The organism is Mesorhizobium sp. M0898 (genome assembly GCF_040319695.1).
Lineage (GTDB): Bacteria > Pseudomonadota > Alphaproteobacteria > Rhizobiales > Rhizobiaceae > Mesorhizobium.
In genome coordinates this window covers 54,050-68,497 of record NZ_JAMYOE010000003.1, presented here as the reverse complement: position 1 = coordinate 68,497, position 14,448 = coordinate 54,050, and the positions used below count along the sequence as shown (strand labels likewise).

At 63.4% G+C, this 14,448-nt stretch carries 14 protein-coding genes; 9 read left to right on the top strand and 5 right to left on the bottom strand.

Annotated elements, in window-relative coordinates:
- The first annotated feature begins 96 nt into the window (after positions 1–96).
- From NKH90_RS05610 to NKH90_RS05595, 4 genes are read left to right on the top strand one after another with little or no spacing between them, the layout of a single operon-like run.
- On the top strand, positions 97–834 hold the full coding sequence (locus NKH90_RS05610) for an ABC transporter ATP-binding protein (protein ID WP_027027454.1): 738 nt from the start codon (positions 97–99) through the stop codon (positions 832–834).
- Positions 815–1,543, top strand: coding sequence for an ABC transporter ATP-binding protein (locus NKH90_RS05605; RefSeq protein WP_502893727.1), 729 nt, complete (start codon positions 815–817; stop codon positions 1,541–1,543). The genes NKH90_RS05610 and NKH90_RS05605 overlap by 20 nt, the downstream gene beginning before the upstream one ends.
- Positions 1,540–2,436 carry a branched-chain amino acid ABC transporter permease gene (locus tag NKH90_RS05600; protein WP_352469658.1) on the top strand — a complete coding sequence of 299 codons (897 nt, stop codon included), beginning with the start codon at positions 1,540–1,542 and terminating at the stop codon, positions 2,434–2,436. Before NKH90_RS05605 ends, NKH90_RS05600 begins: the two co-directional genes overlap by 4 nt.
- A 5-nt stretch (positions 2,437–2,441) precedes the next feature.
- Positions 2,442–3,428: a branched-chain amino acid ABC transporter permease gene (locus NKH90_RS05595; RefSeq protein WP_352469659.1), complete on the top strand. Its 987-nt coding sequence runs from the start codon at positions 2,442–2,444 to the stop codon at positions 3,426–3,428.
- Between the two features lie 148 nt (positions 3,429–3,576).
- Here NKH90_RS05595 and NKH90_RS05590 read toward each other — a convergent pair whose 3' ends face one another.
- Together NKH90_RS05590 and NKH90_RS05585 are read right to left on the bottom strand one after the other, a co-directional pair.
- Positions 3,577–4,524, bottom strand: a complete 948-nt coding sequence (locus NKH90_RS05590) for a helix-turn-helix domain-containing protein (protein ID WP_352767497.1) — start codon at positions 4,522–4,524, stop codon at positions 3,577–3,579.
- A 457-nt stretch (positions 4,525–4,981) separates the two neighbouring features.
- Positions 4,982–5,881 carry an MBL fold metallo-hydrolase gene (locus tag NKH90_RS05585; RefSeq protein ID WP_352539269.1) on the bottom strand — a complete coding sequence of 300 codons (900 nt, stop codon included), beginning with the start codon at positions 5,879–5,881 and terminating at the stop codon, positions 4,982–4,984.
- A 501-nt stretch (positions 5,882–6,382) separates the two neighbouring features.
- Here NKH90_RS05585 and NKH90_RS05580 point away from each other — a divergent pair.
- Entirely contained in the window at positions 6,383–7,300 is a 918-nt protein-coding gene (locus tag NKH90_RS05580; RefSeq protein ID WP_352817948.1) for a LysR family transcriptional regulator, read from the top strand.
- 293 nt (positions 7,301–7,593) lie between these two features.
- Here NKH90_RS05580 and NKH90_RS05575 read toward each other — a convergent pair whose 3' ends face one another.
- Entirely contained in the window at positions 7,594–8,340 is a 747-nt protein-coding gene (locus tag NKH90_RS05575; protein WP_352817945.1) for an IclR family transcriptional regulator, read from the bottom strand.
- Positions 8,341–8,498: 158 nt separating this feature from the next.
- On the opposite strand from NKH90_RS05575, the gene NKH90_RS05570 reads away from it, so the two are divergent.
- From NKH90_RS05570 to NKH90_RS05560, 3 genes are read left to right on the top strand one after another with little or no spacing between them, the layout of a single operon-like run.
- A complete protein-coding gene (locus NKH90_RS05570) occupies positions 8,499–9,890 on the top strand; it encodes a transaminase (protein WP_352817940.1) in 1,392 nt (463 codons plus the stop codon).
- 3 nt (positions 9,891–9,893) lie between these two features.
- On the top strand, positions 9,894–10,691 hold the full coding sequence (locus NKH90_RS05565) for an SDR family oxidoreductase (protein ID WP_352817938.1): 798 nt from the start codon (positions 9,894–9,896) through the stop codon (positions 10,689–10,691).
- On the top strand, positions 10,688–11,461 hold the full coding sequence (locus tag NKH90_RS05560) for an SDR family NAD(P)-dependent oxidoreductase (RefSeq protein ID WP_352817935.1): 774 nt from the start codon (positions 10,688–10,690) through the stop codon (positions 11,459–11,461). The genes NKH90_RS05565 and NKH90_RS05560 overlap by 4 nt, the downstream gene beginning before the upstream one ends.
- Before the next feature lie 493 nt (positions 11,462–11,954).
- On the opposite strand, the gene NKH90_RS05555 is transcribed toward NKH90_RS05560, so the two are convergent.
- Together NKH90_RS05555 and NKH90_RS05550 are read right to left on the bottom strand one after the other, a co-directional pair.
- Positions 11,955–12,272, bottom strand: a complete 318-nt coding sequence (locus tag NKH90_RS05555; protein ID WP_352817933.1) for a glutathione S-transferase N-terminal domain-containing protein — start codon at positions 12,270–12,272, stop codon at positions 11,955–11,957.
- Between the two features lie 194 nt (positions 12,273–12,466).
- The gene (locus tag NKH90_RS05550; protein WP_352469670.1) at positions 12,467–13,336 is read right to left on the bottom strand and encodes an NmrA/HSCARG family protein; all 870 of its coding nucleotides are present in this window, start codon (positions 13,334–13,336) and stop codon (positions 12,467–12,469) included.
- Positions 13,337–13,437: 101 nt separating this feature from the next.
- Here NKH90_RS05550 and NKH90_RS05545 point away from each other — a divergent pair, with 101 nt between their 5' ends.
- Positions 13,438–14,331 (top strand): LysR family transcriptional regulator, encoded by an 894-nt coding sequence (locus NKH90_RS05545; protein ID WP_352767274.1) that lies wholly within the window; start codon positions 13,438–13,440, stop codon positions 14,329–14,331.
- Positions 14,332–14,448: the final 117 nt, after the last annotated feature.

Genomic DNA, 14,448 nt, shown 5'->3' with positions numbered 1-14,448 from the left:
CGTCCTACTCGGGGAGAAGGCCGGCAGGGCGATGAGGGCGGCGCTGACCTCGATAGATTGCGCGGATAGCTTCCCCTCGAGAAACGGAAACACACGATGCAGCCTGACGAAACCTTGCTTCGCCTCGAGGCGATCCAGAAGCGGTTCGGCGGGCTTGTCGTGCTCAACAACATCGACATCGCCGTCGGAGCCAATGAGCTGATCGGGCTGATCGGTCCCAACGGCGCCGGCAAGTCGACACTGTTCAACGTAATTACCGCGCTCTACACCCCAACCCAGGGCCGTATCCGCTTCCGTGGCGAGGACATCACCGGCACGGCCCCGCATCGCATCTGCCGGCTCGGCATTGCCCGCACCTTCCAGCTGGTGCGCACGTTCCTGACCATGACGGCCTTCGAGAACATCATGGTAGGTGCCGTCTATGGCTCGGGCGGCCGCGTCAAGCATGCGACGGCAGCCGCCGAGGAGGCACTTGAACTGGTCGGGTTGACCGCCAAGCGCGATGTCCGCACCGCGCATATGACGTTGTCCGACCGGCGGCTGCTGGAGATCGCGCGAGCCGTTGCCTCCAGCCCGGGGCTGCTGTTGCTGGACGAACCGATGGCGGGGCTGAACCCGACCGAGATCCAGCGCACGGTCGATGTCATCCGCCGCGTGCGCACAGACAAGGGGGTCTCGATCCTGTGGGTAGAGCACAAGGTCGATGCCATCATGAAGGTATGCAGCCGGGTGATCGTGCTGGACCATGGCGAGAAGATCGCCGACGGCACGCCGCGCGAGATCGTCGCCAACCGCAAAGTGATAGAGGCCTATCTTGGCGAACCGGCTGCTTGACGTCACCAATCTGGAAGTCGCCTATGGCGACGTCGGAGCGCTGTGGGGCGTGTCGATCCACGTCGACGCCGGCAGCATCGTCGCCATTGTCGGCGCCAACGGCGCGGGCAAGACGACGCTGCTGAAGACCATCTCCGGTCTGCTGAAGCCGAAGCGCGGCGAGATCTTCCTCTCCGGCGCGCCGCTGGCCGGCAAGGCGCCGGAGGAGATCGCGGCGATGGGCATCGCGCATGTACCGGAAGGGCGCGGCCTGTTCCGGCAGATGACCGTGCTGGAAAACCTCGAGCTCGGCGCCTTCCAACCCAAGGTGCGGAAGCGCTTCAAGCAGTCGCTGGAGAAAGCCTACACGCTGTTTCCGCGGCTAAAGGAGCGGGCAGGGCAGAAGGCCGGTTCGCTCTCCGGCGGCGAGCAGCAGATGCTGGCGATCGCGCGCGCCACCATGTCGGACCCGTCGCTGCTCATCCTCGATGAGCCGTCGCTGGGGCTCAGCCCGATCGTGGTGCAGCAGATGTTCGCGCTGATCGAGACCTTGCACAAGCAGGGCGTCACCATCCTCCTGGTCGAGCAGAACATCCATCAGGCACTGAAGGTCGCCGACTATGCCTTCGTGCTGAAAACCGGCGAGCTTGCCATGCAAGGCACTGGTGCCGAGCTCATCGCCGATCCCGAAATCCAGAAGGCCTATATGGGCGTCTTGGAGGTGCAATGATGCAGAACATTCCGCCTCCGGAAATCCTGCTGCAGCTGTCGCTCAACGGCGCGCTGGGCGGCGCCATGTACGGCGTTGCGGCGGTGGGCCTCAGCCTCATCTTCGGCACCATGCGGCTGATCTTTCTGGCGCAGGGCGCGATGATCATCCTGTCCGCCTATTTCGTACGGGCGCTGTTCTACGGCGTCGGCATCGACCCTTTCGCGTCGCTGCTGATCGTCGTGCCCGTCGGGCTCGTCGTCGGCTGGCTGGTCTACCAAGGCCTGTTTCGCCGCGCGGCGGCAGCGGAGGACCGCAACATCTCACTCTTGATCGCGGTCGGTCTGATGTTCCTGATCCAGAACCTGATGACGGTTATCTGGGGCGGCAACACCGCGGCCATCGTCACCTCCTACACGGCGAGCGGCATCGAGATTTTGGGCGTGCGCACCTCCTTCACCCGCTCGATGGGCTTCGTGATTGCGCTCGCCGGTACCGGCCTGGTGGTGCTATTCCTGCGCAAGACATTGGTTGGTAAGGCGGTGCGCGCGGCCTCCGAGGACATGGAGGCGGCGACGCTGATGGGCATCAGCCCGCACCGCGTCAACGCCGTCGCCTTCGCGATCGGCATCGGACTCGCCGGAGCGGCCGGCGTCGCGGTGGCGACGACTTTCCCGTTCAACCCGTTCGCCGGCTTCATCTTCAGCCTCAAGGCGCTGGTGGCGCTGGCGCTGGGCGGGATCGGCAATGTCGCGGGCGCACTTGCCGGCGGCATCATCCTCGGCCTGATCGAAGCCTATGTGCAGTATTTCATCTCGGGCGGCTGGACCAACGCCATCGCCTACGGCGTGTTCCTGGCGGTGCTGATGTTCAAGCCGGAAGGCCTGTTCAGCCGGCCCTACAAGAAGGCTTGAGCGTCATGATGATGAAAGCCTTGCCGGAACAATTCTGGATTGGGATCGCAATTGCCGTGGTCGCTGCCCTCGCGCTGGTGCCGCTCCTGCCCGGCGCGATCGATTCTTATGCCTTCTCGTTCCTGTTCTTCGTTTTCATCTACGCCACTATGGCGCAAGGCTGGAACCTCGTTGCCGGCTTCGGCGGCCAGATCAGCCTCGGCAACCATGCCTTCTTCGGGCTCGGCGCCTACACCACCGCCATTCTGTGGAGCGGCAATTATCTCTGGGGCACGTTCTATGACGCCTATCCGCGGATCTACTATTTCGACCCGGTGACGATGATGCTGGGCGGGCTGGTCGCGGCCGTCGCCGCCATCATCATCGGCCTGCCGCTGCTGTCAAAGCTGCGCGGCGACTATTTCGCGCTCGGCACGCTCGGCTTCGGCGAGATCATCAAGGTGATGTTCATCAATGGTGGTGATTTCACCGGCGGCGCATTCGGCGTCGTGGCGCCCGCCGGCACCTTCGATACGCTCTTGCCGCACTATCTGGTCGGGCTCGGCCTGATGGTGGGCACGGCGCTTGCCATCCGCTTGCTGATGCGCTCGCGCTACGGCCTGGCGCTGATCGCCGTGCGCGATGACGAGATGGCGGCTTCGGCCAACGGTATCGACACGCTGAGGGTCAAGGTCGCCGCCTTTGCTGGCAGCGCCTTCATCGCCGGCGTCGCCGGCAGCCTCTATACCTACTACATCTTCCATGTCGGCCCGGACTCCGTCTTCGACCTCGACTGGATGCTTTTGCCGCTGATGATGACGGTGGTCGGCGGCACCGGCACCCTGCTCGGCCCGATCCTCGGCGCCTTCGTCATGTACGCGGTGTTCGACCTGGCGCGCATAGTGGTGCCGGATTACCACCCGGTGATTTCGGGGCTGACCATCATCTTGGCGATGCTGTTCTTGCCGAAGGGGCTGATGCGGAGTTTTGCGGGCAGGGCGCGGACGGCTTGAGGTCTGGGTAGAGCCCTGTTGAAGCGTCAGCGCTGCAAGTCGGGAGTGAGAGCCCTCGAAAAATTATGGAAGGTGAGGATACAATGTGCCTCATACGGGCGCAAAACAATTTGCTGTATCCGATAAAGGTACGGCTAACAGCACCTTCCTAATGCACCACCATACGCACTCGCTCCCGCAAATCTCTCGGCGCCACGTCATACTTGCTTCTGAACGCCCGCGAAAAATGTGCGCTCGAATTGAACCCGCAGGCAAACGCGATTTCCGAGATGGAGGCTGAGGCGCGGGCGGGCGACAGCAGCTCCTCCTTGCTGCGCTCCAGCCGCCTATCCCACACGAACCGCTCCAGTGTGGTGCCTTCGCCTTCGAAGGCGCGGTGCAGATAGCGGCGGGAGCAGCCCATGTGGCGGGCTATGTCCTCGGCCGACAGGTTTGAGCGCGCCAGGTTGGCGTCGATATAGGCGACGATGCGTTCGCGCAGCGCTTCCAGCGGCGAGCGGCGGAAGTCCGGCGCCGTCGGCTTTGCCTGGATCAGTCCGTTGACGAGTTGTATCAAGCTTTCTCCGACACGGCGGCAGCCGGCCTCGTCGAGCTTGTGAGCGGTGCCGATCGCCATCTGCATCAGACCGGAAACGATATGGGTGAGGCTGTCGTCGTTGCCGGGCAACGGCACCGGCGCCGAGAGCCGCGCCAGCGTCCCGTCGCCGAAGGTCGAGCGCGGCACCTGCAGGATGAGCTGGTCAACATCCGACAGGTTTTGCAGCGAATAGCTGCGCATTGGATCATAGATGATCGCAGCGCGTGGGCCGAGATCGACCGCGACCTCCTGCTGCTCGAAGCGGCTGTGACCGCTGAGCTGCATCAGGATCTTGATCGCGTCGGGATCGAAGCTGCGCCAGAAGGTACGGTCGCTGACGACCAGATGCGACTTGGCCTTGATCTCGGAAAGCCGGCAGGAGCCGAGATGCACGGAAACGAGCTTCGGCAGCGACGGCGCCTCGCCGCGTGAGAAACGCTGGGTGATCGGGCCGAACAGCATCCGCGACGCAGATAGGAAAGCCTCGCCGTCGGCGACGCTCACGTGGTGGGCGATCATAGTCTCCTCCACATTCTCGTTGTTCCCGTCTTGTCGCGGGATTGTGACGCAGCGGCAGCGCCACGTCATCCTTAACATGATAAGCATCTTTGCCGCAACGGCGGAGGTGCTTCACGCCGCGCCGGACGAAGTCGGCCGGCATCCTGGTGTCCGCGTTACTGAAGGGCCCCATGCCGCTGCCGTGCGGAAAGGCCCGATCTTGCGGTCGAGCCGTTTCAAAGGCCGGTACCCGGTCGCCGTCGGCGAGATAGCCGTGGACGTCGGCGCGATAGCCGGTCCGCTCGGTGGCCAAGCACTGGAAGACACATTCATCAGGGCGTCCATGCCGGCACAGGGAAGGCGTTCCGCCTCGGTCTATTCGACTTCGGACGCGCGAGCACGGCGAGCAGATCGCCGCCGTTCTCCTCGGAGAGGACCCTTCATAGGTCCTCCGGATCAGATCGAATTGGCGCTCATCTCAGCCCCACTTCATCTCGCCCTTCGCGACCTTCGAGCCGATGTCGAGGGCGACGCCCATGCCGAGGCCTGGGAAGCGGGCCTCCATCGCGCTCTTCAGCGCCGCGGCGTCCGCGGCCTTGGCGAGTTCCTGCTCGAAGGCCAGAAGATAGGTCTTGGTGTATTCGACAGCGGAGATGTCGACCGGCGACTCAGGCGTCATGTGCCCCGGCACGACGACGGTCGGTTTGCGCGCTGCGATCTTGTCGAGATTGGCAATCCAGACCGCGCGTGATTCCCTGGTCGGGGTGTCGGCGGTCCAAACATGAACGCCGGCGAAGACCAGGACGCCGCCAAACACCGCGTTCAGCGAGGGCGCCCAGAGATAGCGGCGATTAGCGAGGCCCTCGGCGGCGACGAACTCCACCGTCTCACCATCCACAGTCAGTGACGGACCGTCAAACGCATCGGGCAGGACGATGTCGGCCAGCGTCTGCGGACCGTTCTCCTTCAGTTGGGGTCCCCATACATCGAGCTTCTTCTTGACCGACGCCTTGATCGCGGCAACCGTGTCCGAGGCGGCGACGACCTTGGCCTCGGGGAATGCCTCACGCACCGGCTTCAGGCCGAAATAGTAGTCCGGGTCCGACTGGCTGACATAGATCGTGGTCAGTTTCTTGCCGCTGGCCTTGATCTCTTCGGCCAGCGCGCGGCCGTCCGGATAGGTGAAGCCGCCGTCGATCAGCAGCGCCTCGGTGGCGCCGGAAAGCAGGACGGGGGCGCGGAAAAAACCGTTTGGGCCGGCCGGGAAATGCTTCCAGGCAAGTCCGGTTCCAGCCGCACGGCCGATATCGGCAGGGGCGAAGACGGCAGCGGCGCTGATGGCAAATGTGGTTTTCATGACTTGTCTCCTCGTAAGCATGTGGGTGTCCTCTCGGATTGGATGGCGCTGAAGAAATCGGGGTGCGCGCGATATTGAGATCGAGTCGGCCGGGTCCAGCCGCCGGATAAATTCAGGAAGCTCAGATAGGGCCGAGTGATCGTGGTGTGGACGATACCGTTCTCGCAGTCCCCGACATGGACCCACGGTCGTCCCGGCAACCTCGGTCCAGACCATGAACACCCTTGGCCGAACTTCCAGCGCCCGGTCGCGGACGGCCTCCGCCTTGGCGAACTTGGCCGCCTCCGGAGGCAAGCGCATGAAGGTGCCTCGGCATCGAACTGCAGATGGAAGGCGAGGTCGCCGAAGCGAGCCTCGTAGACGTGGCCCATTGCGGGAAAAGCCTCGATCGTCACTCTGCTTTTCCTCCTGCGCGGACCCGGTTGCCCGACGCACAGAAGGATGGACCGTTTCGATTGGACGATAAATATCGATGAATTGGATTCAATGTGAGGTATAAGCGCACAATCGGAGCAGGCGAGCATGGAAGCGATCAACCTCAACAGACTGGCGTACTTCGCGGCCGTGGTGGACATGGGCTCGTTCACTCGCGCGGCCGATCGGCTAGGCGTCAACAAGACAGTCGTCAGCCAACAGGTTGCGCGGCTTGAAGCGGAATTGAAGACAAGCCTGCTGCTGCGCACGACGCGCAGGGTCGAGCCGACCGAGGCAGGCCGGCAGCTTCACGCGCGATGCGTGATGATCCTGAGCGAGGCAGAAGAGGCCTTCGCCGAACTTGCCCAGACCAATGCTCAGCCGTTGGGCGTACTGCGGATCACCGCGTCCAACGATTACGGCGCGATCACCGTCGCGCCACTGGCAGCCGAGTTCTGTCGAATCTATCCGGCATGCCGGGTCGATCTCATCCTCTCGGACGCCAGGATGGATCTGGTCGCCAACCAGATCGACCTTTCGATTCGCGTAGGTTGGCTTACCGACTCCAGCCTGCAGGCGCGCCGGATCAGCTCATTCCGGCAATTTCTGGTCGCCGCGCCCGACATAGCCGGAGACTTGTCCCCGAGCGAGCCCGAGGAACTGTCCGGCCTCCCCTTTGTCGCGAATGTCGCGCTGAAGGAGCCGCTGGTGTGGCGGTTTACCCGGGGGGATCATGAACTGCGGACAGTCCGCATGAAGCCCGGCATGACGATCAACAGCACCCCGGCCGTGCTGGAGGCAACCCTAGCGGGCGCCGGTATGTCGATCCTTCCCGATTTTCTTGTCGGCGATCATGTGGCGGCTGGCCGGCTGGTGCCGATTCTGCCTGCCTGGACGCTGCCTACCGGCGGCATCCACGCCGTGTATCCGGCCGGCCGGTTCCGCCCGCCCAAGGTTGCACGGTTCGTCGAGATGCTTTCTCAGAACGGCAGGCAGCGGCCTCGAAACCTCTTCCGCAACGGCTGATGTCTGCTCGCGGGCGTCGTCTCGCCACCGTGTACAGCGAAGTCGCCCCGAGTTCCTCTTTCGAGAAAGTCCGTCCAACGCCCTGAGCGTGTTCCGACCAGCCGGTCGAACCGATCGGAAACTGATCTTTGGGCAGCAGAAATCTGACCGCCGGCTATATGAGCCGCTCGCGGCATTGCGCGAGCGTCTTCGCTCTGCGGATATCCGGGCGGAGGGCAGCCGCTCGTTCCGCCCGATTTTGCGAGATTATGGCGCAAGGGCATGCCCGATGCATCCGTCGCGGAGATGCAAGGCTAAGGTTCGCCGGTGAGACGCGCCGTGATCAACCGTGCTGCCTTGATTGCTGCCCTGCCCTGTGTGGCTGCGGTCGCGTCGTCGACGCGTGAGACGGGTGAAGCCACCGCCAAGGTGCCGATCGGCTGGCCGTCAGCGCCGAGGATCGCCGCGGCGATGCTGTGCACGCCTTCCTCATAGCCCTGTGCGCTGCGAGAGTAACCGCGCGTGGCGGCAAGCCGTATCGCCTCCACAACCTTGTCCGGCCGCGTCACCGTATGCCGGGTGAACACCTGCAGCGGCTTTTTGAAATAGGCGCCGACCACATCCGGGCTTGAAGCGGCCAGGAAGGCGACGCCGGACGCTGTGCCGTGCAGCGGCAGCACCTGGCCAACATCGACATTGACGCGGTTGGCCTTGGTGGAAAGCTCAACATGGACGGTCAGCAGCGCCCCGGCGCTGAATTCCGACAGATGCACGGTCTCGCCGGTTTCGAGCGAAAGCTCTCGCGCCACAGGCGCCGCGACGCGGACGAAGGGGAAATGTGCGTCGCGAATGCGGGCCAGCCGCGACAGGCCGGCGCCCAGCCGGTAGCGGCGACTCTTCGGCTCCTGCTCGATCAGCCGGTGGTTGGAAAGCGCTACCAGCAGGCGCCTTACGGTGGCTTTGTCGAGACCGGCCTTGCGGGCGAGGTCGGAGAGGCCGATCTCCGGTTCGCCGAGCGTGAACAGCTCGAGCAACGAAACCGCCTTGCCGACTGTGCTCATTATCGATTCTCCGAGATACTTCGCATGTGAATTAACTTGACAGCAGCCGACCGACCTTGCAGTCTATAACATACAAAATGCTGGTTCAAATAGTGAACCAGATTGGAACGCGCGCGCGCCCCAAAATAATCGCGCGGCAGGGAGAGTTAAGCGCTGTGATGGCTGCCAGCAGAAGCGATTCGCATTCAACGACCATTGGTGAGCTGCTTGACCGCGAGCAGGCGCGCTTCAGTGACACGCATCCGCGCTCAGCGGCGGCCTGGGAAGAGGGCAAGCAGCGTTTCCTCTATGGCGGACCCTCGCACTGGATGCGGCGCTGGGCCGGCGGCTTCCCGGTTTATGCCGCGTCGGCCAGCGGCGCCCATATAGGAGACATCGACGGTCACGACTATGTCGACTTCGCCCTTGGCGACACTGGCGGCATGTGCGGCCACGCGCCGGAGGCGGTGACGCGCGCCGCGCTCCGCCAGTTGCAGAACGGCACAACGATGATGCTGCCGACGCAGGACAGCCTGTGGGTTGGCACTGAGCTGCATCGTCGCTTCGGACTGCCCTACTGGACGCTGACCACCTCGGCCACCGACGCCAATCGCGGCGCCATCCGCATCGCCCGCATGATCACCGGCCGCGACAAGGTGCTGGTCTTTTCCGGCTGCTATCACGGCGGCGTCGAGGAAGCGCATGTCGAGATCCGCGACGGCCGTGTCGGCCTGCGCAACATGATCCATCCCAACGGGGTCGACCATTCGGCCGTATCGAGGGTGGTCGAGTTCAACGATGTCGCTGCGCTCGAAACGGCACTCTCGGCCGGCGACATCGCCTGTGTGCTGACGGAGCCGCTGATGACCAATTTCGGCATGATCCCGGTCGCCGATGGCTTTCATGCAGCCCTTCGCGAGATCACCCGCCGCACCGGCACGGTCTTGATCATTGACGAGACGCATACGATCTCCAGCGGACCCGGCGGTTATTCGTCCGAGCATGGGCTGGAGCCGGACATTCTGGTCGCCGGGAAGGCCATCGCCGGCGGCATTCCGGCCGGCATCTTCGGCGTCTCGCAGGCGATCGCCGAGCGGTTGTGGGCCATCGTGCCGATGGTCAATCCGCGCGTGCGCCAGTCGGGGCATCTCGGCATCGGCGGCACGCTGGCCGGCAACGCACTCACCGTAGCCACGATGCGCGCTGTGCTGGAAGAGGTGCTCACGCCCGCCAACTTCGAAATCATGATCGGCAGAGCCTCGCGGCTGGCGGAGATGGCACGTGGCATCATAAACGCCAATAAGTTGCCGTGGCATGTGACGCAGATCGGCGCCCGCGCCGAGATCATGTTCATGCCCGATCCGCCGCGGAACGGCGCCGACGTCATCGCCGGCCGGCGCGGCGATCTCGAGACGCTGCTGCACGCCTTCTACATGAACGAGGGCATATTGGTGACGCCCTTCCACACCATGTTCCTGATGTGTCCGGCGACGACCGAGGCCGATGTCGACCGCCACGCCGAGGTCTTCACCCGTTTCATTGATCTCGTGCGTGGCGCCGGAGTCGTCTGAGCGATGGCGAAACCATTCGATCTCAGCGGCAAGGTGGCGCTGGTGACCGGCGGCGGACGCGGCATCGGTGCTGCGATCGTGACCCGCTTCGCCGTGGCCGGTGCTAGTGTCGTCATCGCCAATCGAACGTTCGATATGGCAAAAGCGCTGGCCTCCGAATTGTCCGCCCGCAAGCTTGATGTGCGTGCGGTTCCGCTTACTGGGCTCGACCGCGCCAGGCTGCACGCACTGGTCGGCGACATCGTACGTCAGGCGAGCCGGCTCGACATCGTCGTCCACAATGCCGGCGGCTGTCCCTGGGCCTCGATTGAGGATCTTGACGAGGACAAGCTCGATGAAGCGCTGGCGCTTAACCTCAAGCCTTGCTTCTGGCTGGCGCAGGCAGCAATTCCGGTGATGCGCAAGAACGGCTTCGGCCGCATCCTTGTCACCTCTTCAGTGTCGGCGCGCTTGGCGATGGCCGGCGGCGCGCATTACTCGGCCGCCAAGGCCGGCGTCAACGCCTTCATTCGGGGTGCCGCCTTCGAATTCGCGCGCGACGGCATTACCGTCAACGGTGTCGAGCCGGGCTTCATAGCCAAGCCGGGTAGGGGCACGATGAGCGCGCCGGAAGTCGCCGGGCGCCTCGGCCAACACATACCCGTTGGCCATCTCGGCGAGGCGGACGACATTGCCTATGCCATGCTCTATCTCGCCTCGGAGCAGGCCAAATACACCACCGGCCAGACGATCGTCGTCGACGGCGGCTCAACGTTGCCGGAAACCGGCTTCGCCGTCGAGCGCCATTGGGGGCTGACATGAGCCGATGCCTCGAAGGCCGCAAGGCGCTGATCACCGGTGCTGCCACCGGAATGGGCCGCGCCACTGCCGAATTGTTCGGCCGGCACGGCGCCGAAGTCATCGCCTTCGGCCTCGGCGGTGAGGGACTGGACGGCGCCGTCAAGGCGAGCGACGGTGCCGCCGTGCTCGGCGACATCACCAGCGCAGGCGATGTCGCACGTGCTATCGACGCCTGCGGCGGGTGTCTTGATATCGTCGTAAACGCCGCCGGAGTGATGATCCTCGACGAGCCGGAGAGCCTGAGCGATGAGACCTGGGCGCGCAGCTTTGCGGTCAATGTGACGGGCGCCATGATGGTCTGCCGCGCCGCACTGCCGCTCATGAAAAAGCGCGGCGGCGCGATCGTCAACATCGCCTCCGTCGGCGCCTTCAACGCCAGCGGCCAAAATGCCGCCTATTCGGCCAGCAAGGCAGCACTCGTCTCCTACACCCGCTCGCTCGCCTTTGCACATGGCCCCGACGGCATCCGCGCCAACGCGTTGGCGCCTGGCTGGGTGCGCACGCCGATGAGCGTCTACGAAATGGAAGTGGCGGCAGCGGCCAACGGCTCGACGCCCGACGAGGAGTTCACCGCGCTCACCGGCCGTATTGCGCTCAGGCGTGTCGCCGAACCGTCTGAGATCGCCAACTGCTGTCTGTTCCTGGCTTCCGATGCCGCCTCCTTCGTCACCGGTGCTGTGCTCGTCGCCGACGGCGGCGGCCGTGCACCAACGCAAAACAGGGCAGTGTGATGCGACCTGACCAGTGAGGCTTGTCACAGGCGAATGGCCAGGATACCGGCGCTCTGATAAGCGGCGCCACTTGTCTCACGCTGCTGCCTCTACCGACATTCAGATAGGGAAGACCGCGTTGATTTGCCCCGCCGCGCTTTTGGCTGCAATTCAGGCAGCCACGATGGCGCCAACGGTCGAACAGGCCAGGACTTGCTTTACACCCGCGTTCATAAACACTCAGAACGCGCGGCGATGGCAGGAATGGTCGATATGGTCGCGCGGATTGCCGTGCGAATACATGCACAACGCGCGTTTCGCTTTGCCTTCCGCGGTAATCGAGGCATCTGAACAGAAAGCATATCCGACAATATTGCCGCGGACTGCCTTCCGGACGCCCACATAGGTGAACAAGTACGCTCCCGTGGTGAACCCGACCCAAAGCGCTTCTCCCACTGGCGAAGAGACTGCACCATCAAGGTCCGGTGTCAAACACCCAGTTTCGAACCGGCTCTCAGACCGCCTGCTGCTTGAGCCGCATGTTCTCGCGGTACAGGCTGATGTGGTCCTTGAAAATACCGCCGACATAATCCTGGAAGGTCGGCAGCGTCGCGATGTCGATGGCGGCGCCCTTGGCAAACCAGGCGATGATCTCGTCGGATTCCGTCATATACTGTCCCGGCGTTAGCTCGACAGTTGGAAAGCCGACCTTGGGCAGGTGCGCGGCGAGCTTCTCTGTGATCTGGCACTTCTCTTTGCTGCCCTGTTCGACCAGCCGGATGTCGACCTGGTCGAGCAGTCTCGCCTCAAGCAGGAACACGCGAACCTTCATGCAGAACGGGCAGCCATGGAGCAGGTAGACGAGGGCTTGAACACGGTATTGGTCATGGCAAATGCCTTTTGCCGGATGCACTGCGGGTTGGCCGTGGGGCGGCTATGCGCGCTCGAATATGCCGCCGCATGACCCCGTTCGGCCGCCGGCGTTGCAAGCGCACCGGCAGGCCGATATTCAGACATGCGGAAAGATCAAGCCAAAACAGCGATTTCCGCTGCGAAGTCGCGATAGGAGCGCAGCGGGCGACCCAGCATGCCGGTCAATCGATCAACATCCCCTGCCTCAGGGACCATGCCAACTACAAGGAAGCGCTCGGCCATGAGACGCATGTCGAGCGCCATCCAGCTCGGTGCGTAATTTCGGAGGTTTTGCTCGAATCCAGCGGTATCGTCGCCGCCATAGTGGATCGTCCGCCCAAGAACATTCGACCAGATGGCGGCGACATCGGCACCGGTCAGCGTGTCGGGACCAACGACATTGATCCGCTTGAGAGGAAGCGGCTCGCTTGCCTGCTCACGGCGAACCAGCTCGATGGCTGCGATCTCACCGAGATCGCGCGCGTCGACCATCGCGATGCCTTTGTCACCGATCGGCATCGGATAGACACCGTGACCGAGCACCACGTCCTTCACCGAATAGTCGTTGTTGATGAAGTATGCAGGCCGCAGGATGGTGGCGTTGAAGCCCAGCTGCTCCAGCATGCGTTCGACACTGAACTTACCGGCGAAATGCGGCACGTTCACGTAGATGTCGCTGTGAAGCACGGACAGATAGACGATCCGCTTGATCCCGGCCTCATGGGCCAGATTGAGGGCGATCAGCGCCTGGGTAAACTCGTCGGGCACCACGGCGTTGAGCAAGAAAAGGGTGGACACGCCCGAGAAGGCCGTGCGCAGCGCATCGACGTCAAGCAGATCGCCTTCGGCGAGGGCAACGGCGGCTGGTAAATTGGCCTTCGAGGGATCGCGGACGAGCGCGCGCACATTAGCGCCGCGCTTGATGAGCTGATCGACGACATTGCGGCCGACGGTTCCGGTTGCACCGGTGACGAGGATAGTCATGTGGTCACTCCTGCTTTTATCAGATCGTTAGCGCTATTTAGGAGTCCACAAACGCACCGGAAGCTGCCATTTGTAGACACCCTGTCTCACTGGTGGAACACATGGACCTGCTCGCCCTAGCCGACTTCAATCTGGTTGCACGTCATGGTGGATTCGGGCGAGCCGCGCGCGCCACAGGGCGCCCCAAGGCGACGCTCTCGCGGCGCGCCGCAGAACTGGAGAATAGCTTGGGCCTACGCTTGTTCGAGCGCGGGGCGCGTGCCCTGAAGCTCACGCAGGAGGGAAAGGACCTGCATGAGCGAACCAGTCGCTTGCTGACGGAAGTGGAGGAGACGGCCGCAGCGATTGCGTCGGGAGACCGGGAACCGCGTGGAAATTTGCGGATCAGTGCACCGTTGCTCTTCTCTCAACTTGCGATGGGTAAGCTGGCGGCAGGCTTCTCGCTCAAATATCCCGACGTTATCCTTGAAGTCACGACCGAAGACCGTGCAGTCGACATGGTCGAAGAAGGGTATGACCTGGCCATTCGCGTCAATCCGCGTTCCGATGAAAGCCTGGTGGGACGGGTCTTCATGCGTGATCGGCTTGTGATCGTGGCGAGCCCGCAAGTGGCGAGACCGCGAGACGGAGACGCCGCTCCCGCTGTCGTGCGGAGCTCGGACAGAGGACTCTCGTTGTGGAATATCAAACCGGACACGGGGCCGACGACGATCGCGTTCACCCCGGTGCTCAGCCTGTCGTCGCTCATCATGGTTCGCGATGCGGTCGTCATGGGCGTGGGTGCGGCACGGTTGCCGGTATCGCTCGTGAGTCATGATCTGGCCGCCGGCACATTGGTGCATTGGGGGGACGTGGATGGTCCGGATACGGCCCTGTGGACGCTCTACCCGTCGCGGCGCCTGTTGAATGCCCGCGTTTCCGCCTTTCTCGACCATCTGAGAGGAGCGTTCCCAAAAGGAACTCCCGACGAATTGGCAGCGTTCATTCGGATTTGAAGCCGCCACGGTTACCTTCTGTCGGCCAACGCCATCACCCACGTCGCGGGCCAGCTTGATCCAATAACGCAAGCGACGACCGCCAGAAGGTGGCTGCTGCAGTCCGATGAACTACAG

Excerpts from the sequence above, each read along its gene's own strand:
- NKH90_RS05610 (WP_027027454.1), top strand. The coding sequence starts at position 97 with ATGCAGCCTGACGAAACCTTGCTTCGCCTCGAGGCGATCCAGAAGCGG.
- NKH90_RS05600 (WP_352469658.1), top strand. The coding sequence starts at position 1,540 with ATGATGCAGAACATTCCGCCTCCGGAAATCCTGCTGCAGCTGTCGCTC.
- NKH90_RS05595 (WP_352469659.1), top strand. The coding sequence starts at position 2,442 with ATGATGATGAAAGCCTTGCCGGAACAATTCTGGATTGGGATCGCAATT.
- NKH90_RS05590 (WP_352767497.1), bottom strand. The coding sequence starts at position 4,524 with ATGATCGCCCACCACGTGAGCGTCGCCGACGGCGAGGCTTTCCTATCT.
- NKH90_RS05585 (WP_352539269.1), bottom strand. The coding sequence starts at position 5,881 with ATGCTTACGAGGAGACAAGTCATGAAAACCACATTTGCCATCAGCGCC.
- NKH90_RS05580 (WP_352817948.1), top strand. The coding sequence starts at position 6,383 with ATGGAAGCGATCAACCTCAACAGACTGGCGTACTTCGCGGCCGTGGTG.
- NKH90_RS05575 (WP_352817945.1), bottom strand. The coding sequence starts at position 8,340 with ATGAGCACAGTCGGCAAGGCGGTTTCGTTGCTCGAGCTGTTCACGCTC.
- NKH90_RS05570 (WP_352817940.1), top strand. The coding sequence starts at position 8,499 with ATGGCTGCCAGCAGAAGCGATTCGCATTCAACGACCATTGGTGAGCTG.
- NKH90_RS05565 (WP_352817938.1), top strand. The coding sequence starts at position 9,894 with ATGGCGAAACCATTCGATCTCAGCGGCAAGGTGGCGCTGGTGACCGGC.
- NKH90_RS05560 (WP_352817935.1), top strand. The coding sequence starts at position 10,688 with ATGAGCCGATGCCTCGAAGGCCGCAAGGCGCTGATCACCGGTGCTGCC.
- NKH90_RS05555 (WP_352817933.1), bottom strand. The coding sequence starts at position 12,272 with ATGAAGGTTCGCGTGTTCCTGCTTGAGGCGAGACTGCTCGACCAGGTC.
- NKH90_RS05550 (WP_352469670.1), bottom strand. The coding sequence starts at position 13,336 with ATGACTATCCTCGTCACCGGTGCAACCGGAACCGTCGGCCGCAATGTC.
- NKH90_RS05545 (WP_352767274.1), top strand. The coding sequence starts at position 13,438 with ATGGACCTGCTCGCCCTAGCCGACTTCAATCTGGTTGCACGTCATGGT.